Source organism: Nostoc commune NIES-4072, from assembly GCF_003113895.1.
In the GTDB taxonomy this organism is placed as follows: domain Bacteria; phylum Cyanobacteriota; class Cyanobacteriia; order Cyanobacteriales; family Nostocaceae; genus Nostoc; species Nostoc commune.
This window is the reverse complement of record NZ_BDUD01000001.1, coordinates 2360291-2380027: the sequence shown is the minus strand read 5'-3', so window position 1 is coordinate 2380027 and position 19737 is coordinate 2360291. Positions and strand designations below refer to the sequence as shown.

The following is a 19737-nucleotide window of genomic DNA, read 5'->3' as shown; positions in this document are numbered from 1 at the left end:
TATAATTCCTGAGAAATATTTTTGCCTCAACAAAATACCAATGAATGTTGTCATCAATTTATTCAATTCCCATTCTGGAAATATTATTGTTCCACAACTATCTAATCTGCAAGAAAATCCTGCTTTCCAACACCTACCTCATTATCTGGGATTTCGGAAGAAAACCAAAAATCAGGTTGCACCAAAAATCTTGATCAATCAGCCAGTGAATAAAGTACTTGCAAAAAAAGATCAGCCTTATTTAATATTGTGGCGGGATAATCTTAACGGCGATGTCTCGATTAAGTTGTACGATGGAAACAAACTTATCCAAAACATTTCTTCCCGTACCGCTAGCGATGGAGTTTATGAGTGGACACCACGTATTTCTGTAAAAGAAGGCTATTTAATTCGGATTTCTAGCTGGAAAGACCGGAATATTTTCGGGCAGTTGGAATTGTAATATAGCGCTTTTCGTTTGTATGCAATACACTCTTACCTCTCTCCTAAGAGGAGAGAGGCTTTGAATTTTACTTCCCAACGCTAGTAGGGAAGGGGCTGGGGGTTAGGTCTGTATTGGAATCAACTAAGAAGGGCTATAAAGATAAGCGCTATTTTTAGCGGTACGGAATGGGAAAATGAAAGGGATAACTAGCTAAACGCAAACCTCTTAATAAGTTTGGCGGTGTGGCAGTGATCGGAATTGTCCTCGTTTCTCACAGTAAACAACTAGCTTTGGGTGTGCGGGAACTCGCCGCACAGATGGTTCAGGGCGAAGTCTCTATCGCTGTTGCAGCAGGTATTGAAGATCCGGAAAATCCACTGGGTACAGATACCATTCAGGTTTATGAAGCGATCGCTTCTGTTTTTTCTGATGATGGTGTCCTGGTATTAATGGATTTGGGTAGTGCTTTGCTGAGTGCAGAAATGGCAATAGAGTTTTTGCCAGAAGCACAGCAGCAAAAAGTGTATTTGTGTGAAGCGCCTTTAGTAGAAGGTGCGATCGCTGCTGTAGTCGCTGCGGCGGCTGGTAGAGATATTCACCAAGTCATGGCGGAAGCACGCGGCGCACTCTTAGCAAAAGCAACTCAATTGGGTGTAGTTAGTAGACCGTTATCACTTGTCCACAATACCCCAACAACAACTAATGTAGAATCATCAACGCGAGAAATCCGGCTGATTGTGAGCAATCGCTTAGGATTACACGCCCGTCCCGCAGCGCAGTTTGTGACAACCGCAGCCCGGTTTCAATCGCAAATTTTGGTGCGGAATTTAACGAGAAATACTGAGCTTGTTAGGGGTGACAGTATTAACCAAGTTACAACTTTAGGGGTGCGTCAAGGACACGAATTGCTGATTACTGCCATCGGTTCTGATGCAGATGAAGCACTGACAGCATTACAAGGATTATTCGCAAATAATTTTGGTGAAGATAATGTTGCTTTGAATTCTCCACCAGCATTGCACCATGAAGTTACACCAGCAATTCACGGCGAACTTTTGGGAATTGCAGCTTCTGCTGGAGTAGCGATCGCACCTGTTGTTCATTATCAACCCACACACTTTTCGATTACGGAATACCACGTAGACGATCCTGAGCCAGAGTGGCAACGAGTACAAGCAGCAATTCACACCGCCAAACAAGAAATTCAAGCAGTTTTCTCCCAAGCTTCTCTGCAAATTGGTGACGCTGAAGCCGCTATCTTCGATGCCCAACTACTATTTTTAGAAGATCCAGTATTGTTGGAAGCGGTAAAAGAGCGCATTTTTGAACACCATATAAATGCTGAAGCTGCTTGGCAAGCCGTAGTCGATGAAGTAGCGACTTCCTACCGCACACTTGAGGATTCTTATCTGCAAGAACGAGTTGACGATGTTGTGGATGTCGGGCAAAGGGTACTGCGATTATTAGCTGGAAATGCCCCTGCTAACCTGCATCTTGAGGAACCAGCAATTTTGGTGGCTACTGATTTAACTCCTTCAGATACCGCGAGACTAGACCCGACAAAGATATTGGGTATTTGTACAACTTCAGGTAGTGCCACATCTCACAGCGCAATTATTGCCCGGACATTGGGTATTCCCGCAGTTTTGGGAGTAGATGCCCAGGTGTTGCACTTGGCAGATGGTACACTAATGGCACTTGATGGTGAAAGTGGCAAAGCTTGGGTAGAACCAGAATCACATATCCTAGATTTACTGGCAGCAAAGCGAGAAGCTTGGCAAACTGCCCAACAAGAAGCACGAGCGACAGCACATCAGCCAGCAATTACTCGTGATGGTCGGCAAGTTAGCGTTTTCGCCAATATTGGTAGTATAAATGATGTGCAAGTTGCGGTGGCTAGCGGTGCAGAAGGTGTAGGACTACTCCGCACAGAGTTTCTTTATCTAGATAGGACAAGCGCCCCCACTGAAGAAGAACAACTTGAAGTGTATCAGGCGATCGCCCAAGTTTTAGATAATCGTCCGCTAATTATTCGTACCTTAGATGTAGGTGGTGATAAGCCACTTCCTTATCTGAGAGTTGGTTTACCAGAAGCTAACCCTTTCTTAGGTTGGCGGGGAATTCGTTTCTGTTTGGATCATTTGGATTTGTTCAAAACTCAGTTACGGGCAATTTTGAGAGCCAGTGTAGGACACCAAATTAAGATCATGTTGCCAATGATTGCTAGTGTAACTGAGGTACGCGCAGCTAAAGTAATTTTGGGTGAAGTGCAGGCTGAACTAAATCAAGCTGGTATTTCTTTTGATGCAGCGATAAAAGTAGGAATTATGGTAGAGGTTCCGGCAGCAGTTGCGATCGCAGATCAGTTAGCTGCTGAAGTAGACTTCTTTAGTATAGGGACTAACGACTTGAGTCAGTACGTTATGGCTAGCGATCGCACTAATCCCCGCGTGGCAAATTTAGTTGATGCGCTACATCCAGCAGTGTTGAGAATGGTACAGCAAACGATCCAAGCTGCTCATGCGGCGGGAATAACGGTTGGATTATGTGGAGAATTAGCAGCAGATACTTTAGCAACACCAATTTTATTAGGTTTAAGGCTGGATGAGTTGAGCGTGAATCCTCAAAGTATACCTGGAGTGAAACAGGCGATCGCTAGGTTTAGTATAGGGGAGAGTGAAGCGATCGTGGCATCAGCATTACAACAAGATTCCGCAGAGCATGTTAGAGAACTAATCTCAACTTCAGTTATTCCTCCGGCGTAAATACTTATATATTCTTTGTTGCCTGTATGTTTAATTTTTTAATCAAATCATAATATACTTCATCATTACTTTAAATATAAAAATAATTTTTATAAACGTTATATATATGTTTGTAACTGTTGTCACATATCAATTTTAATTCTTAAAGTTTTCTATACTAGTAGCTTTTTTCATAAAGTTTATGTAAATTCCCTAAATAGTTTTTTAAAGATTACATGTATATATTAATATGCATACTGTAACATAACCGAAAAGACAAAAAAATTGTCTTTAAAAGTAAAAACAATGGTATTGAGTTTCAAAAGTGTAAAAAAATTGTCAGTTGCTGTTATTGGATCAGCATTAGCAGCTGCTTTTATTGGGTTAGAAGCTAAGTCGGCAAATGCTGCACTGTTTATCGATCAAGAACAGTCTAGCAGTAATGTAAACATGGCATATTTTTCGCAGTCAGACTTAGCACAATCATTCAAACCAACGGCTAATAATGTTGCAGGTGCTGCTATCAAACTTACAAAGGGTATTGGAACAGTTGGTGACGTTAAAATATCCTTGTTGAATTGCTGGAGGAGAGGTTTTAGGAACTGGTATAGCACTCGAACAGTTTCCCGATGCGTGGACAGAAGTATTCTGGAACCCCGTAGCTGTTACACCCAATAAGACTTTATTCCTCGTATTTGAGTCGCCCAGTAATCTAGCGATCGCTGGTGATACTAACAATCCTTATCCAAATGGTCAAGTATATGCAAACAGAGGATTTAAATCATTCCCATATTATGATTACACATTCCGCACATACTATGATGATAGTTTTGGAATTCAATCCGTTCCTGAACCAACCTCTGTCTTAGGTCTAATGACTTTTATTGCTTTCATTGGTGTTTCAGCCACCAAGGGCAAAAAGCAACAGAGTGCTTTGTATAAAGGCTAAAATCGAATGGGACTAAGTAGGTGGGCAAGAATATTTCCAACTATGTCAATAAAATTAGACTTCATCATAGATGTAGATGGAATTTTTCTCGCTAACTTACTTAACTATTAAAATCTTATTCCCAGTTGCCCGTTAAACCCACGAATAGAATTGTAACCAGCACCAACAAAAACGTTATCAGTAGCGCCTACCTGAACCCCACCTGAAACTGCGACACCTTTATCTTCTGAATAAAGTCCAACTCCTACATAGGGTGAAATTACAGGCAAGCTGATAAATTTTAAAACATCTACTCCTGTAGCACCATCAGGGCCAGTTCCTAGTTCAACTCCAAAATTTAAAGCCCTAGCTCCTACAGCATAAGTTACATCACCATCTTTTCCACCGACTGAAACCCAAGGTTGCGGTATCAGTTGAGCTGATGCTTGACTTGGGGCAAATAAAGCTAGCAAACATATAGATGTAAGTAATGTTTTAGCAATAATCGCTATTTTCACGTTATCTTCTTCCACTAACTGGTGTATTTTAATTGTCTTCTTACAACTGCCCTTACTTCAACCAAAGTTTGGGTATGATGGCTAGTCGTGACGGATTGAACTTCATTTGAGTGCCCGATGAGTTCAAGCATTATTTTATTCATGTAATATTAGTTACAGCAGGAAAGGCGATCGCTCAACAAGCAAATGCGATCGCTTTATGAAATATCAAGCTCCCATCTGAAACACTTATTTGCATCGCGCATATTTTACATATTTTTTGATACTCGCGGCAGCAACCCTACTCAAAAGTGGATACATCTCGCAGCAAACTAGGAATTTCCCCTTGAGATAAAGGAAACTCCAGCAAGGTTTCTCTAAGACCCAAATATCCAGATTCAGCGAACGACAAAAGCATTCGTGAAAGCGCTAGCCAAACCTCCGGTTCGTATTCCCAATCCCGATAACGCGTAGCCTTACCAGCAATTGAACGTAGCGCCCAGAAATAAGAGTTTCTCACCACCGAACCACCCTTCTTAAACTCTGGTAAATCTTCGTGGTGGATAAGAAGTATTTTATTTTCAATTCTGGCTCTCATGTCAATTTTAGATTAAAAGTAAATCTTAAGTAGGGTACATTAAGGCTTTAGCCTAACGCACCATATTGTACGGCGGTGCGTCGTCTTTATCTTTTCTCTGTGTTCTCTGCGCCTCTGTGGTTCAATCAATAACTTTTAAACCGCAGAGTCACAGAGAAGCCAGTGCGTCCTTGCGGTTCCCCAACCTACGCAGTTTATGATTTCTAATAATCTAGAAATTACCTTGCAAAATCTCCTTGTTAAAAATTGGCACTTAAACCCACACGAAAAGTGAATCCAGGGCTATAGATGCGATTAACTCGCTCATATTGCTCACCGAGTAGATTTTCTAAATAGACTGTCAATCCTAAATTGGTAGTTAAAGGTATACGACCGGTCAAATCTAAATTCACGAAAGATGGTGCAAAATCTGTAGGCTTGTCAGTAGAGTTAGCGAAGATGGATCTACGAGCGCCGCTATTGTAAGTAACATATAAGTTAGCCTGCCATCCTGCATTGTCATAACCTACACCAGTTTGAAGTACAGAGTAGGGAATTAAACCTAACTGTAAACCTCTCTCTGTACCTGTTTTTATTTGAGCATCTGTATAAGTATAGTTGAGGAAAGTTGACCAGCCTGAAGCAATTCTTAATTGCAAAGCAGCTTCTAAACCATTGGTATCTACTAATCCAATGTTTTCCCATCTTCCGGCGATGACTCCTAAGCGATCGCCTATACTACTACCAAAGTAAGTAAACTGTCCAATTAGATTTTGAGAAAAATTTACATCTACTCCTGCACTCCAAGTAGAGCCAGTTTCCGGGCTTAAATCAGGATTAGGTCTCCAACCATGAACCGTATCATAAACATACAACTGATCTAACCCAGGATTGCGTTGTGCCCCTGCCCAACTTCCACGCACTGCTACTATTGGTGTGACAGCATAACGTAACCCAACACTAGGATTGAGGTAATTTCCAAATTGGCTATCAAAGGTTTGCCTTAGCCCTAAATCTATCAGAAAATTATCGCTAATATTCCAAGTATTGACAGCAAATAAAGCTGTATTGAACAAACTCCGATCTTCCTTTTCGTTTTCGGCAATCCTATTAGGATCTGTACTCAAAACATCACCGATTAAATCGGTATTTTTCAAATCTAATCCCCAACGCAACTTATTATTGGAAGTAATTTTCCACTCATGATCGACTCTGGCTGTGAGTTGTTGTGTATCTAAAGACCCTCTACGATAAAATGATGCTCCTGTAGGGCCATAAGTGCTAAAATAATCTTGGTTATAACCAATTGAAGTTGTAAGATTAGAGCTTTCCCCATTACCTAGTCGAGTTTTCCAAGATAAGCCGACATTTAAACCATCGTGGTCTAATCTATCTCTTTGGAGAGGGAACCCAAAATAAATTAAACCGCGACGACTGCTGAGTGCAGTAACATCTAAATTCAAAGAATTTTTCTTATCTAAATCTACTCCAATGCTACCAAAGTAGGTACTTGTAGCTGTGTCTGCATTGAATAAAAATCCTTGTTCATCACGATTAGCAGCACCTACAGGGACGCGGTAACGGTTATCTGTAAAAAATCTTTCAAAGCTAAAGTTATATTTGACATTATTAGATGAACCACCATAAGTTACTTGTTGATTATTTAAACTTAATGAGCCGAATTCTGCACTAGCGCTCAATTTAGGTTTGCCATAACCTTCCTTGGTGATAATATTCACAACTCCTCCAAAGGCTGAAGAACCATATAAAGCGGAGGCTGTGCCGCTATATAATTCCACTCGTTCAATAGCCTCTACAGGAATGCTATTTAAGTCAGTTCCACCATGATAAGTGTTGACATTATTGTTAATTGGTCTGCCATTAATCAAAAATACAGACTGATTAATTGAAGCTCCCCGGTAGTATGTACCTGTGTGAATATCTGCACCATGACCTACATCATTGATCGCAAAACCAGGCATTCTTTTTAAAATATCGGCTAAACTTGTAGCGCCCTGCTTTTGAATTTCTTCTTTATCAATTACGTAAGTTGGAGTAGATTGAGGTAGGTTATCTGGTTCTGCAATTACTTCTATAGAAATGTCTGCATCATCGCTCGGAATTTGCTCTGTTTCTGGATTAACTTCATTCGGTGCAGATTGTTGAGTTAATAATTCGGCATTAGTAACGGGTAGCTCAATTTCACTCAAACTTGGAATATTTAAAATAACTTCGGTATCAGTATTTCTCTGGTTAATTTCACTTTCAGCAGCAAAGCCAGGAGACGCTATCAGTAAACTCGGTAAAGCAACTGTTAGCAACAAAAAATCCTTTTTCACGTTCTCTTTCACACCAACTAAAAACAGCCACCACGTAGTATTGTTGCTGTAATAGTAAAATCATGTCAAAAGACACGCTGTCATATTTCCCCGCCTTATATTCCCGATTTCTCTGAGAGTTCGGATAATTTTGTTGTTCAAAAATGATTAAGTAGGGCTATAGCAATTTTTAATTGCGTGAATTATGTCTAATTTTTATGGATACAATTTTATAGTTTTAAAAACAATTTTTACTTGCAAGTCTAATGAGAAAACGCAGAGCTTCATTTACTGCTTCTGAATTGGGAAAACTGGAAGCTTTGCAAACACAATAGAAGACAATAAATTATGGTTCAAACTTTACGCAAACTAGTTACATTCGATGAATTCGTTGCTAAATATCCTGACAACACTGGAAAACGTTATGAATTACATGATGGAGTAATAGTCGAAATGTCCCAACCAACAGGCGACCATGAAGAGGTAGTTGGATTTTTAGCCTTTGAAGTTACTAGAGAGTGTATCCGTTTAAATCTTCCCTACTTCATACCTAAAACAGCATTAGTCAAACCGCCTGAAAATGAATCTGCTTACTCACCAGATGTGCTGATATTAAATCGCCCCAATTTAGTAAACGAACCTCTGTGGAAAAAAGAATCTACTGTAAGCCAAGCGGAATCAATACCTTTAGTAGTTGAGGTATTCAGTAGTGCTGAGTACTGAGTGCTGAGTGCTGAGTATAACCCCATAGTTAAAACTAGGGGATTGAAAACAAGGACGTATTTTTTCTTGCACTACGTGTCTCAAAAAAAATATTTTTATTTTTTTCATAAATAAATTGTAAGGATTCAGACCCTATATGCTGAGTGCAATTAATTTTACTTTTTACTCAGCACTCGTTACTCGGCACTCAGCACTGTTTTGGTGAGTCAGTGCGTTGCGCGGGTTCCCCGCGTTGAAGCAACTGACGAACCCGTAAGGGTGAGTAGTAATTGGCGTGATGATTATTTAAAAAAAGCTGCTGACTATGAAGCTGTAGCATTCCAGAATACTGGATTGTAGACTATGCTGCTTTAGGCGGTAGGCGATTTATTGGCAACCCCAAACAACCAACTGTTTCCCTCTACACCTTAATTGATGGAGAATACCAAGTCAGCCAGTTTCGAGGTAGCGATGCCTGCGGCAACCCCTCCGGGGAACGCATTATCTCACCTTTGTTCCCCGAATTAAATCTAACCCCCGAACAGATTTTTCAAGCTGGTGGATACCCTGTATAACTCTTATCACTATTAGAAAAGAGCGATTTCCGTTACAGACGAAATTTGTTGTCGCAAACTCTTCAGTAAATCTAGAGTTTTTTCGTAAGCAACTTTTTTCCCTTGGTTTTCAAAGTACTTAGATGCTTTTTGTAAATCAGACAATGCTCCTAAATGATATCCTAAGCGATAGTTAGCTACTCCTCGATTAACATAAGCTTGGGCATTACTGGGGTTAAGTCTGATGACTTGAGAAAAATCACGCACTGCACCAAAGTTATCTCCATTTCGTCCGCAAGCACAAGCCCGGTTAAAGTACGCTCTATAATCGTTAGCATTGAGATGAATTGCTAGATTAAAGTCGAGCATAGCTGCTTGGGTATCTTGCAAGGCAAAATGCGCTAAACCTCTGTCATTATAGATATCTGCAAGTATTAAGTTGCTGATTCGGGGAATTTGAGTTAAAGCCAAATTAAAGTCAAGAATTGCTTCCGAGTCTTTCCCATCCCCAGCACGGGCTAGCCCTCGGTTGTAGTAAGCTCGAAAATCGGATGGTTTAAGTGCAACGGCTCGATTAAGATCGACAATAGCACCTGGATAATCCCCTTGTCTGTAATGTGCTACTCCCCGGTTTAGATAAGCCTCAAAGTTATCGGGTGCAAAATTTATGGCTTGAGTACAATCTGTAACAGCTTGATGGTAATCTTGTAATTGGAGATAAGCCAGACAGCGATCGCTATAAGCTACAGCAAAATCTTTCTCAACGTCAATTGCCTGGTTAAAATTCTCTATTGCTTCCTGGTAATTACCCCGCCGCATCTTATCTACACCCAATTTTAATAAATCACCTGCTGTAATTGGGGTAATTAAAACAGGTGCTGAATGTGCAGGTAAAGTCAGAAAATTAAGCGGGAAAGCAATAACTACACTGAGAAATAATCGCCACAAATAACTCATAATACCAAATGAGGATAGGGAGTATTCTTTGATATTCTTGGAACAGTCTTTTTGTAAAAACCTTAATCCAAAATTCAAAATCTAAAATCCAAAATTGGTATATGCATCCTATTTAAGAATTTCGGCAATCTTAAAATTAGCGGGACAAAAAGCCCCGCAAATTCTTAATTATTGAAGTTAGCTTTTAGTCTACTTCCAGTCCTTATCTGCTTGTGAAAGCACATAAGCTGTTACATCTTCAATCTGGTTAGCTTTTAAACGACTACCGAAAGCAGGCATAGCATTTTTACCTTTTGTAACTTGGGCGATAATCGCTTCTGCTGAGTACATACCATACTTTTCTAAAGCTTCCTTCTTCAGGTTCTTCGGAGCTTGAACCAGATTTTTACCTCCCGCATGACAAGAGGCACAATTAGCACTAAATACTTTAGCTCCACTAACAGCATCTGCTGCCAAAGCTGGACTACTGAAGGCAAAGGTGAAGATTGCTATGCCTAACAGCATCACTGTAATAATTTTCTTCATTTCGTGTTCTCTCTCCAATGACAGCTTATTCGCTACGATATCCTCCATAATTGTCAGTTGATGCGCTGCTATAGTCAAATGACAAGCTGTCAAACTTCGCTATCAAGTTTTTTGATACTGCACTAAACCCTCTTAACTTTTTCTTTCTTTCTTTCTTTGTGTTCTTTGCGTCCTTTGTGGTTCGTTTTTCTTTCTTGTATTTAAGTATGGTTTAAACTATCCAAATAAATATAGACGCAAAGCGGCTTGCCGCAGGTTACTACAGAGACACAGAGAACACAGAGGAATAAGGAAAAGAGAGTTTTTCCGCTACTTTTTTGAGTATTTTTTATTTGGAAGTCCCTTCAAAATTAAGGACTAAAGTCCTTATTACAAACTGCTTACCGCTATTATTAGGAATTACGTTAGCAAGGTAAGAGCATCATTCTCATATCAATTGTGAATTATTTGAACAGCCCCTAACTGAGTAAGCGCGTCTCCTGTAACACGACAAATTCGCCAATCATCTAATATAGATGCTCCCATACTACGATAGAATTCTTGGGCTGATTCGTTCCAATCCAGCACACTCCACTCTAAGCGCCCACAATCACGTTCTACAGCTATCTGAGCTAATTTAGTTAAGAGAGCCTTACCAATACCTTGCCTACGATATTCTGGTAAAACAAATAAGTCTTCCAGATAAATTCCTGGCTTAGTCAGAAATGTTGAATAATTATGAAAAAATAGAGCAAAACCAACAGCTTGGCCCGCAGATTCTGCTAAAATCGCTTCTATATATTTGTGCGCTCCAAATAAATGCTCTTTAAGTTCCAGAGCATTGCCAGTGACAGCATGAGATAATTTTTCATACTCAGCCAGCCCCTGAATTAATTTAAACAGTACGCTGTAATCAGTTGGTTCAGCAAAACGCACAATTAAATTGCTATGCAAAGTCATTGGTCTATAGTCTATAGTTCATAGTCCATAGTCTATAGGCAACTGTGCAAGTTTTTTGGACTAATGATTAAAGAAAAGCCGAAAAAAGGTACAAAACACCCTAGCTCTCCTTCATTCATTAGGCATGTGGATTTAATAAAGAGCAACTTTTGTAAGGTGTGTTACAGGCATTTGTCTTAACGCACCTAAAATCTAGGATGGTGCGTTATGCTACGCGATAACAGAACGCCAGTTGCTACAACGGATAGCGTAGCGTTAGCGAGTCAGACGCTCCTGCGTCGCTAACGCTGCGCTATCGAGCGTCGGGAACCTCCGCAACGCACTGGCTCCCCTACTAGATTTAAAGTTTTGCACTTTATTTGATCCATGTTTGTTAATGAAGCTAATCTATCTTTGTAGATGTAATTAAATCAACCAACCTTTTAAACGTTTGGCTATGTGGGGACGGCGCAATTTTCGCATGGCTTTGCTTTGAATTTGTCGCACTCGCTCACGAGAAAGATTGAACATGTTGCCAACTTCTTCTAAAGTACAGGGTTCGCTGGTTGTCAAACCATATCGCAGAGAAATTACATCTTTTTCCCGTGGCGTTAACACATCACCCAAGACTTCCCAAATCTCCTGACGCATCATGTTTTCATTCATTTTTGCTTCTGGAGACAGGTTATCTTCATCTTCTAGCAAATCCATCAATTCCGTGTCTTCTTCTTTACCAACACGGTGGTTGAGCGAAAGTGCTTGACGGCGTAGCTGTTGTAGCTGGCGTAGTTGTTGCACACTAATTTCTAAAGTTTCTGCCATTTCTCCTTCAGTAGGATTGCGACAAAGCTTTTGCTTGAGTTCTCGTTGTGCTTTTTTCAGCTTGTTAAGCTTTTCAACAATATGAATAGGTAGCCGGATTGTCCGCGCATCGTTAGCTATAGCTCTAGTAATCGCTTGTCTAATCCACCAATAGGCGTAAGTAGAAAACTTATAGCCTTTATCTGGATCAAACTTTTCTGTAGCGCGATTTAAACCCATTGCTCCTTCTTGAATTAAATCCAGGAAAGGCACTCCCCGATTCAGGTATCGTTTAGCAATAGAAACTACCAATCTCAGATTCGAGCGAATCATTTTGCGTTTCGCTACTCTACCTTGATACAAGCGATTTTCTAATTGCTTTTCCGTCATTTCTAGCTCGGAAGCCACCTCTACCTTGCTAGGTTCCTGTCCCAGTTTTAATTCTAAGGCTGCTTGTAATTCTCTAACTTCTTCTAAAAACCTAACTCGCCGTGCTAACTCTACCTCTTCATCAGCTTTTAGAAGCGGATAACGCGCCATCTCTTTAAAAAACGCGCCGACGGCATCATCATGCTCGGTTTTATTGTATCCCGAAGGACGGGCGGCAGCCATATCATCCCCGTCGCGTTCGTCTGATTCCAGATTTTCTACTACAATTGAAGGCTCTTCATCTGCCACTGCTTCTAAAATATCGAGTAATGGTTCTTCAATATCAGCAGTATTCTCCAGTATTTCCATTTCTCCTAATTCAACAATATTCATAGTTTCCTTTAGGGATTGTTGCTTTGTTTGGTACATAATTTAGTTACAGCTACTCGTTTGAGGCTTGGTAGTTTTCCCTAAGGGACGAATGCACCCGTTTATATAGCGAAATTCAGGCTTATGCTAATTTTTCTTCAGGAATGAAAATCGGCATTTACCTAACACATATACGTTACAGTTAGATACAACCTATAACTAAACTGGCCTTCGCACCCAACAAAACTTTCTTCTCAGGCTCCTAACAGATTATATTCTTCATTTTTTTCTTAATTACCAAATATGTCAAACCCCCTCAAACTTTCTCAACCTTAACAAACATAGAATTCTCAGCTAACCATCCAAATATCTTAAACTTTCATATATTTTTATAAATATTTTTAATGTTTATCCTTTGGAAATCACTCGATAAATCAAGAACTTGGTGCTGTAGTTATGCATTCCTGATTTAAATTTACCCCGACGAGAGAAATTATAATAATGGCAGCTTAATTTCAAGATATTCTTATTTGTATAAAAGCATCTCATATACAGAAAGGGTTGAATATCTATCGATAGGCGGAAAAAGGCTACTCCCTATTTAGTAGATGGAGCAACTGTTGTAGGAAGGGCTGACATGCTTTTATTTGTATAGTGGGTACCAAATATTTATTGCATGTACAGTTGATACGAATTTGTCTAGTAGATTACATAAGAGGAAACTTATCAAGTATTATGAAGGATAACAGTATTGGGAAATACCATTTAAGTCTAACAAAATAAAAAATTAGACTTAATTAAGCTAGGTTATTTTTGACCAGCTATATGAGGGGAATATCTAATTATAAATTCAGAAACTATGTATATTAATGACGTAAAATTATCTCCTTTATTAGTATCTGAACCTAGTCAATCATACCAGTCAGGTATAACTGTTAATAGGTGGGTTGAAGTATTGGTAGACTGTCCAGGAAGTACAGGACTATTTACTTATCGATTGCCAGCCCAGTTAGAAATAAAACCAGGGGATATTTTGAGCGTGCCATTTGGGGCACAACAATTAGGAGCGATCGCTATTCGGTTACTGGCACAACCAAATGTCGATTTACCACCAGAAAAAATCCGGGAAGTAGAAGATATAGTCAGCGTTGGATTTTTCCCAAGTGCTTATTGGGAATTACTCAATCGAGTCGCTGCATATTACTATACGCCCCTAATTCAAGTAATCCGGGTTGCTCTACCGCCAGGGTTACTGGGGCGATCGCAGCGTCGTATCCGCCTTGTTGGAGGCAGGGGGGCAGGGGGCAGGGAGCAGGGAGCAGGGAGCAGGGAGCTGGGGGCAGGGGGAAGTAGTTATTTGCTGGCATCTTCTGATCCTTTAGCTTTTTTGACTCCTACTGCGCGGCAAGTTTGGGAACTTTTACAAACGCAACCGACGGGAGACTACAGTTTTGTTTACTTGCAACAAAAAGTTAAATCTGCCTATCGGGGAATTCGGGAATTGCTGCGATTTGGTTTAGTAGAAAGTTACTTAGAACCACCGCGACTAACTCGACCAAAGTTGCAAAAAGCAGTCACGCTTACAGGTACAATTGACCACGAATTAACTACTCGCCAAAGAGAGATTTTGGAAGTGCTGCGGCGGCATAATGGCGAGTTATGGCAAAATGAACTACTACAAATTTGTAATGCTAGTTCTTCTATCCTCAAGACGTTGACACAAAAGGGTTACATCGTCATCGAAGAACGGGAAGTATTGCGAAGGGAACAAGGCCCAGCATTAGCTCAAGATCAACCAAAGTCATTAAATACAGCCCAAGCTAGCGCCTTAGAAACAATCCAAACACTAGATGGGTTTGCTGAAGTTTTATTGCATGGGGTGACAGGTTCAGGAAAAACAGAAGTATATTTGCAAGCGATCGCTCCTTTACTCAACCAAGGCAAATCCGCCCTTGTTTTAGTCCCAGAAATTGGACTCACACCTCAGCTAACCGATCGTTTTCGCGCCCGTTTTGGTAATAAAGTCAGCGTTTATCACAGCGCCCTCTCCGATGGTGAACGTTACGACACTTGGCGACAAATGCTCACAGGAGAACCTCAAGTTGTCATTGGTACGCGCAGTGCAGTTTTCGCCCCTTTGCCCAACCTGGGTTTAATTATTTTAGATGAAGAACACGATAGCAGCTTTAAGCAAGACTCACCCATACCCACCTACCACGCCCGTACCGTCGCTCAGTGGCGAGCCGAATTAGAAAATTGCCCCTTGGTGTTGGGTTCCGCTACGCCCTCGTTGGAGAGTTGGGTAAGGGTGGGGAGGCAGGGGGCAGGGGTAGCAGGGGAGCAGGGGGAGCAGGGGGGCAGGGGGGCAGGGGGGCAGGGGGACAGGGGAGCAGAGGGAGAATTTATAACTCATAACTCCTCACTCCTAACTCCTAACTCTTCACTCAACACTCATTATTTAAGTTTGCCCGAACGGATCAACTCACGCCCTCTACCGCCGGTGGAAATAGTAGATATGCGGCAAGAGTTGCAGCAGGGAAATCGTTCTATATTTAGTAGATCGTTGCAAGAAGCTTTGCAAGAATTGCAAGAGAGAAAACAACAGGGAATTTTATTTATTCATCGGCGGGGACACAGTACTTTTGTATCTTGCCGTAGTTGTGGATATGTGTTGGAATGTCCCTACTGTGATGTGTCGTTAGCGTATCACCACACCGAAGAAAAAGCGCCGGAATTATTGCGCTGCCATTATTGTAACTATGCGCGATCGCACCCCAAATTTTGCCCTGATTGTAGTTCCCCTTATCTAAAATTTTTCGGTAGCGGTACTCAACGAGTAACGCAAGAACTAGCGCGACAGTTCCCAGAATTACGCTTGATTCGTTTTGATAGCGATACCACTCGTAACAAAGGCTCACACCGTACCCTACTCACCCAATTTGCCAACGGCGAAGCAGATTTATTAGTAGGTACGCAAATGCTCACCAAAGGATTGGATTTACCCCAAGTGACGCTTGTGGGCGTTGTCGCCGCCGATGGATTGTTAAATTTATCAGATTATCGCGCCAGTGAACGGGCATTTCAAACGTTAACTCAAGTAGCTGGACGTGCTGGTAGAGGCGATGATCCGGGGAGGGTAATTGTACAAACTTATACTACAGAACATCAGGTAATTGCAGCAGTGCGATCGCACGATTATCACTCTTTCTCGCAAGCTGAATTAGAACAACGCCAAGCGCTCAATTATCCTCCTTATGGGCGGTTAATTTTATTGCGCTTAAGTAGTCTCGATCCCATTCAAGTGCAAAATACCGCCCAAATAATTGCCACAACCTTGAGTACAGAAGAAGAAATTGAGGTATTAGGCCCAGCACCAGCAAGTATTTTGCGGGTAGCTAATCGTTATCGTTGGCAGATATTGATTAAATTTGCCCCCGATGCATTACCACAATTGCCAGATTGGGAAGAAGTGCGATCGCTTTGTCCTTCATCTGTGAGTTTAACTATTGATGTAGATCCATTAAATATTATGTGATTTTATCGGGGTAAAATATTGAGAAATCTTATTTATCTAAATAAACAGGATATGCTTAGACTATAACGTTTGCTAGTCACTTCACGAGTGCTGAGTGCAATTATTGCTTTTTTACTCAGCACTCACAACTAGGTACTCAGCACTGTTTCCATGAGGTACATCATAGTCCCCTCCTCACTTCTTCTTACTCAAGTCTCTTAAAATATTATTTTTTTAATTCCTTTAATAAGTTTAAATAATAATTTTTCATCTTAAATATATAAAACAATAACCAAAAATATACTACACTCATTACAACAGAATAGATAATTACTGTTGCCCATAATGGTAGACTATTTCCAATACTAATTTTTATGCCTAATACTACTAGACTTGCTACTACAGATGATGTGAATATTTCTTTGATTACTTGCAAGACATCAAGAATAGTGATTGATGTGCCTCGTGTTGCGAAATATATGCAAGGAACTGCCTGTAAAAGCATCGCTATGGCATAAGACAAAGCAACTCCAAATGCTTGATGTGGCAAACCGATAAAAAATGATATTACGAGCCAGGAAGAAGAGAATAAACCCCATTTGAACATATAATCACTTCTGCCTCTAGCTATATATAGCCAACCTGTAGTATTGCAAATAGGTTGAACTAATGCGGATATGCTTAACAATCGAAAGATTGTGCTAGCATCCCGCCATTGGGAACCAAGAAGAAATACAATGATCTCTTCTGAAGCCACTATCATAAAAGTAATAGTTGGCATGGTAAGAAAAGCAATCATTGAAATAGCTTTAAGGTAATAGTGGCGAAATTTTTGTGGTTCGTGTTGCAATCTACTCAGACCTGGAATCGCTACCGCAGTAATTGGTGCATTAATCTGATTAATTGGCAGAAGTAACAATTGATAGGCTTTAGCGTATAAACCTAATTGTTGAGCGCCCCAGAATTTTCCGATAAGAACATTATCAAGATTTCGCGCAAAGTAATTAATAGTTGAGAAACCAGTAAGATGTCCTCCAAAAGCCAGCATTGAGCCTATTCCTGATTGCCAAGCAGGTGCGCTAGGACGCCAAGTGCAGGCTATCCAGAGTCCGATAGTGTTGACTAATCCTGAAACAAGTGGTAAAATCACCAGTGACCAGTAGCCAAGTCCACATAAGGCTGCACTTATTGCAGCTATGACCCCAAATAACATAGCGATAACATCATTGAACATCAATGCCTTGTAGTGCATCTGACGATTGAGCAAGGCATTGTGCTGAACACCTAACCCGCTAAATATGAATCCAGATAGCAGCGCCAGAGTAATCCAAATCAAACGGGGTTCGTGATAAAACCAAGCAATTCCTGGTGCGAGTGCTAAAGCAACGAGTGAAGTAAATACACTAAGTGCTACGTTCAGCCAAAATAAGGTACTGACTTGCTCATGATTAATCTCTTCCTTTTGAACGGTTGCCATCGACAACCCCAAGTCTTTGAATAGACTGACAAACCCAATAACCGCAGTTACCATACCTATCAATCCGTAATCCTGTGGTGTCAGTAATCTAGCTAACACTACGTTAGATATTAAGTTCAAGCTAAACTTAAAAGCTTGGGCACCCATAGTCACTACACCACCACGAACAGAACGACCTTTAAGGTCTCCTTTGAGGTGCTCTGTATTAAAATAATTGTCCTGTTTTTTATTAGAAGAGAAATTTTTCATAAATCTGCTAAAGTAGTGCCTGGCTTCAACTTATTTTTATTTCAAAAACTATATTATTTAAAGTGTATTATTTAATCTGACTTTTTACGAAATATGGAAAAGGCGATTTTAACTTTTTGTTGACATGATGCATTTGCCCTGGTGTACTTTCATAAGTAAAGCTAATACAATAAGTAGTCGCTACTAGATTTTTCAATAAAATTTTTTGCTGTGGTTGTTTAAAACCGATAATCCATCTCGTCACATTTGCACCATAAATTTGTCATAGATATGTCACCTTTATCTGCAAGTATCAATATCAGTAAACCACAAAGTTTTGAAAACGAACGTAAAAATAGGGGTTTCAGTTAATCAAGCTAAAGTAAAACGAATATTAAAAAACCTGGAAATGACATGGAAAAGATTTAAAGCAGGATTAGCAGGAGAGCCATTTCTATTGGAATATCATACAAGCAAAATAGAAATAACTATAGAAATAACTAGATCATCTTATAAGCTACAAACAAATATTTTGGAAAATTTCAGGTAAGTCTATTATGAAAATAGCCTTCATAGTTAGCCAGTTTCCAGTTTTATCAGAAACTTTTATCTTGAATCAGATAATAGACCTATTGGAGCGTGGGTATGAAGTTGATATTTATGCTGAACGAATTGCTGATACTGTCAAAATACACTCAAATGTAGTAAAGTATAATATTTTGGAGCATACATTCTATTTAGGAGAACCTAAGAATTACCTTTGGAGAATTGTCAAGGCGTTTAGTTTATTAATTTCTCACTTAATCAAAAGGAATAATTGGCAAAACTTCCTGCTTCTATTAAGTACCCTTAATATTTTCCAGTATCGGAAAATGTCTACATCATTAACCTTATTCTATGCAACTATTCCCCTTTTAGAGAAACATCCAGTATATGACATTATTCATTGTCATTTTGCTCCTAATGGTATCAAAGCTCTAATATTGCGAGAACTAGGTGTAATTAAAGGAGGAGTAATTACAACTTTTCATGGTTATGATGTAAATAAAAATTATATGAGAAAATATGTGGAAAAGTATAAACATATTCTTGAACTTGGAGATATGTACATTGTTAATACAACTTTTACAGGTAACCAGGCTATAGAGTTAGGTTGCTCACCAAATAAGATTTTTAGGCTTCCTGTAGGTATTGAGATATCACAGTATAATTTCCAAAAAAAAGTACTTCGCTCTAAGGAAACTATAAAAATTATCACAGTTGCAAGATTAGTTGAGAAAAAAGGTATTGAATATTCAATTAGGGCAGTAGCCAAGGTGTTAAAAAAATATTCCAATATTGAATATAAAATAGTTGGTGAGGGTGAACTTCGTAAATCACTAGAAAAGCTAACCAGCCAACTTAAAATTACAAATGAAGTTAAATTTTTAGGATGGAAGACACAAGATGAAATCCGCCAAATTTATGCTGATTCTCACATTTTTATTCTGTCAAGTGTAATTGCCTCTGATGGAGATAAAGAGGGACAAGCGCTAGTTTTACAAGAGGCGCAAGCTATGGGATTACCAGTATTATCTACATTGCACAATGGGATTCCTGATGGTGTGCTGGATGGGAAATCAGGTTTTTTAGTTCCTGAAAAGGATGTGAACGCTTTAGCTGACAAATTGAGTTATTTAGTCGAGCATCCAGAAACTTGGTCAATTATGGGTTTAGCAGGTCGGTCATTTGTGGAAAAAAACTACGATATTAGTATGTTAAATGACAAATTAATTGAAATTTATAAAATGATATCCAATCAGAATCTTCTAAGATATAAGTAAGTCGGCGGGAAA

General features: G+C 39.8%; 13 protein-coding genes and 2 pseudogenes. 7 read left to right on the top strand and 8 right to left on the bottom strand.

Annotated elements, in window-relative coordinates; all coding sequences use genetic code 11:
* Nucleotides 1–40 precede the first annotated feature (40 nt).
* From CDC33_RS10535 to CDC33_RS10525, 3 genes are all read left to right on the top strand, one after another.
* Nucleotides 41–442, top strand: a complete 402-nt coding sequence (locus tag CDC33_RS10535; RefSeq protein ID WP_181373959.1) for a hypothetical protein — start codon at nucleotides 41–43, stop codon at nucleotides 440–442.
* 230 nt (nucleotides 443–672) lie between these two features.
* The gene (gene ptsP / locus CDC33_RS10530) at nucleotides 673–3189 is read left to right on the top strand and encodes a phosphoenolpyruvate--protein phosphotransferase (RefSeq protein WP_181374214.1); all 2517 of its coding nucleotides are present in this window, start codon (nucleotides 673–675) and stop codon (nucleotides 3187–3189) included.
* Between the two features lie 285 nt (nucleotides 3190–3474).
* Entirely contained in the window at nucleotides 3475–3846 is a 372-nt protein-coding gene (locus CDC33_RS10525; RefSeq protein WP_109008437.1) for a hypothetical protein, read from the top strand.
* A gap of 378 nt (nucleotides 3847–4224) precedes the next feature.
* Here the strand turns inward: CDC33_RS10525 and CDC33_RS10515 are convergent, their stop codons facing one another.
* The 3 genes from CDC33_RS10515 to CDC33_RS10505 form a co-directional block, all read right to left on the bottom strand.
* Nucleotides 4225–4614 carry a hypothetical protein gene (locus tag CDC33_RS10515; RefSeq protein WP_109012527.1) on the bottom strand — a complete coding sequence of 130 codons (390 nt, stop codon included), beginning with the start codon at nucleotides 4612–4614 and terminating at the stop codon, nucleotides 4225–4227.
* 280 nt (nucleotides 4615–4894) lie between these two features.
* The gene (locus CDC33_RS10510; protein WP_109008436.1) at nucleotides 4895–5191 is read right to left on the bottom strand and encodes a hypothetical protein; all 297 of its coding nucleotides are present in this window, start codon (nucleotides 5189–5191) and stop codon (nucleotides 4895–4897) included.
* 239 nt (nucleotides 5192–5430) lie between these two features.
* The gene (locus CDC33_RS10505; RefSeq protein ID WP_109008435.1) at nucleotides 5431–7509 is read right to left on the bottom strand and encodes a TonB-dependent receptor plug domain-containing protein; all 2079 of its coding nucleotides are present in this window, start codon (nucleotides 7507–7509) and stop codon (nucleotides 5431–5433) included.
* Between the two features lie 327 nt (nucleotides 7510–7836).
* On the opposite strand from CDC33_RS10505, the pseudogene CDC33_RS10500 reads away from it, so the two are divergent.
* Together CDC33_RS10500 and CDC33_RS10495 are read left to right on the top strand one after the other, a co-directional pair.
* Nucleotides 7837–8199, top strand: a pseudogene (locus CDC33_RS10500) (Uma2 family endonuclease); the annotation flags it as partial.
* Nucleotides 8200–8469: 270 nt separating this feature from the next.
* A pseudogene (locus tag CDC33_RS10495) lies at nucleotides 8470–8765 on the top strand (Uma2 family endonuclease); the annotation flags it as partial.
* Nucleotides 8766–8777: 12 nt separating this feature from the next.
* Here CDC33_RS10495 and CDC33_RS10490 read toward each other — a convergent pair.
* The 4 genes from CDC33_RS10490 to CDC33_RS10475 all read right to left on the bottom strand — a co-directional run bounded on the left by CDC33_RS10490 (nucleotide 8778) and on the right by CDC33_RS10475 (nucleotide 12743).
* On the bottom strand, nucleotides 8778–9701 hold the full coding sequence (locus tag CDC33_RS10490) for a tetratricopeptide repeat protein (RefSeq protein WP_109008434.1): 924 nt from the start codon (nucleotides 9699–9701) through the stop codon (nucleotides 8778–8780).
* A gap of 189 nt (nucleotides 9702–9890) precedes the next feature.
* Entirely contained in the window at nucleotides 9891–10226 is a 336-nt protein-coding gene (petJ, locus tag CDC33_RS10485) for a cytochrome c6 PetJ (protein WP_109008433.1), read from the bottom strand.
* A 432-nt stretch (nucleotides 10227–10658) separates the two neighbouring features.
* Nucleotides 10659–11165 carry a GNAT family N-acetyltransferase gene (locus tag CDC33_RS10480; protein ID WP_181373957.1) on the bottom strand — a complete coding sequence of 169 codons (507 nt, stop codon included), beginning with the start codon at nucleotides 11163–11165 and terminating at the stop codon, nucleotides 10659–10661.
* Nucleotides 11166–11570: 405 nt separating this feature from the next.
* Nucleotides 11571–12743 (bottom strand): RpoD/SigA family RNA polymerase sigma factor, encoded by a 1173-nt coding sequence (locus CDC33_RS10475; RefSeq protein ID WP_109008431.1) that lies wholly within the window; start codon nucleotides 12741–12743, stop codon nucleotides 11571–11573.
* Between the two features lie 799 nt (nucleotides 12744–13542).
* On the opposite strand from CDC33_RS10475, the gene priA reads away from it, so the two are divergent.
* Nucleotides 13543–16218, top strand: coding sequence for a primosomal protein N' (gene priA / locus CDC33_RS10470; RefSeq protein WP_109008430.1), 2676 nt, complete (start codon nucleotides 13543–13545; stop codon nucleotides 16216–16218).
* A gap of 205 nt (nucleotides 16219–16423) precedes the next feature.
* Here the strand turns inward: priA and CDC33_RS10465 are convergent, their stop codons facing one another.
* Nucleotides 16424–17923, bottom strand: a complete 1500-nt coding sequence (locus tag CDC33_RS10465; protein ID WP_109008429.1) for a lipopolysaccharide biosynthesis protein — start codon at nucleotides 17921–17923, stop codon at nucleotides 16424–16426.
* Nucleotides 17924–18459: 536 nt separating this feature from the next.
* Between CDC33_RS10465 and CDC33_RS10455 the strand changes: the two genes are divergently transcribed.
* Nucleotides 18460–19725: a glycosyltransferase gene (locus CDC33_RS10455; protein WP_109008427.1), complete on the top strand. Its 1266-nt coding sequence runs from the start codon at nucleotides 18460–18462 to the stop codon at nucleotides 19723–19725.
* Nucleotides 19726–19737: the final 12 nt, after the last annotated feature.

Excerpts from the sequence above, each read along its gene's own strand:
- CDC33_RS10510 (WP_109008436.1), bottom strand. The coding sequence starts at position 5,191 with ATGAGAGCCAGAATTGAAAATAAAATACTTCTTATCCACCACGAAGAT.
- CDC33_RS10480 (WP_181373957.1), bottom strand. The coding sequence starts at position 11,165 with ATGACTTTGCATAGCAATTTAATTGTGCGTTTTGCTGAACCAACTGAT.
- priA (WP_109008430.1), top strand. The coding sequence starts at position 13,543 with ATGTATATTAATGACGTAAAATTATCTCCTTTATTAGTATCTGAACCT.
- CDC33_RS10455 (WP_109008427.1), top strand. The coding sequence starts at position 18,460 with ATGAAAATAGCCTTCATAGTTAGCCAGTTTCCAGTTTTATCAGAAACT.
- CDC33_RS10475 (WP_109008431.1), bottom strand. The coding sequence starts at position 12,743 with ATGTACCAAACAAAGCAACAATCCCTAAAGGAAACTATGAATATTGTT.
- CDC33_RS10490 (WP_109008434.1), bottom strand. The coding sequence starts at position 9,701 with ATGAGTTATTTGTGGCGATTATTTCTCAGTGTAGTTATTGCTTTCCCG.
- CDC33_RS10465 (WP_109008429.1), bottom strand. The coding sequence starts at position 17,923 with ATGAAAAATTTCTCTTCTAATAAAAAACAGGACAATTATTTTAATACA.
- CDC33_RS10525 (WP_109008437.1), top strand. The coding sequence starts at position 3,475 with ATGGTATTGAGTTTCAAAAGTGTAAAAAAATTGTCAGTTGCTGTTATT.
- petJ (WP_109008433.1), bottom strand. The coding sequence starts at position 10,226 with ATGAAGAAAATTATTACAGTGATGCTGTTAGGCATAGCAATCTTCACC.
- CDC33_RS10535 (WP_181373959.1), top strand. The coding sequence starts at position 41 with ATGAATGTTGTCATCAATTTATTCAATTCCCATTCTGGAAATATTATT.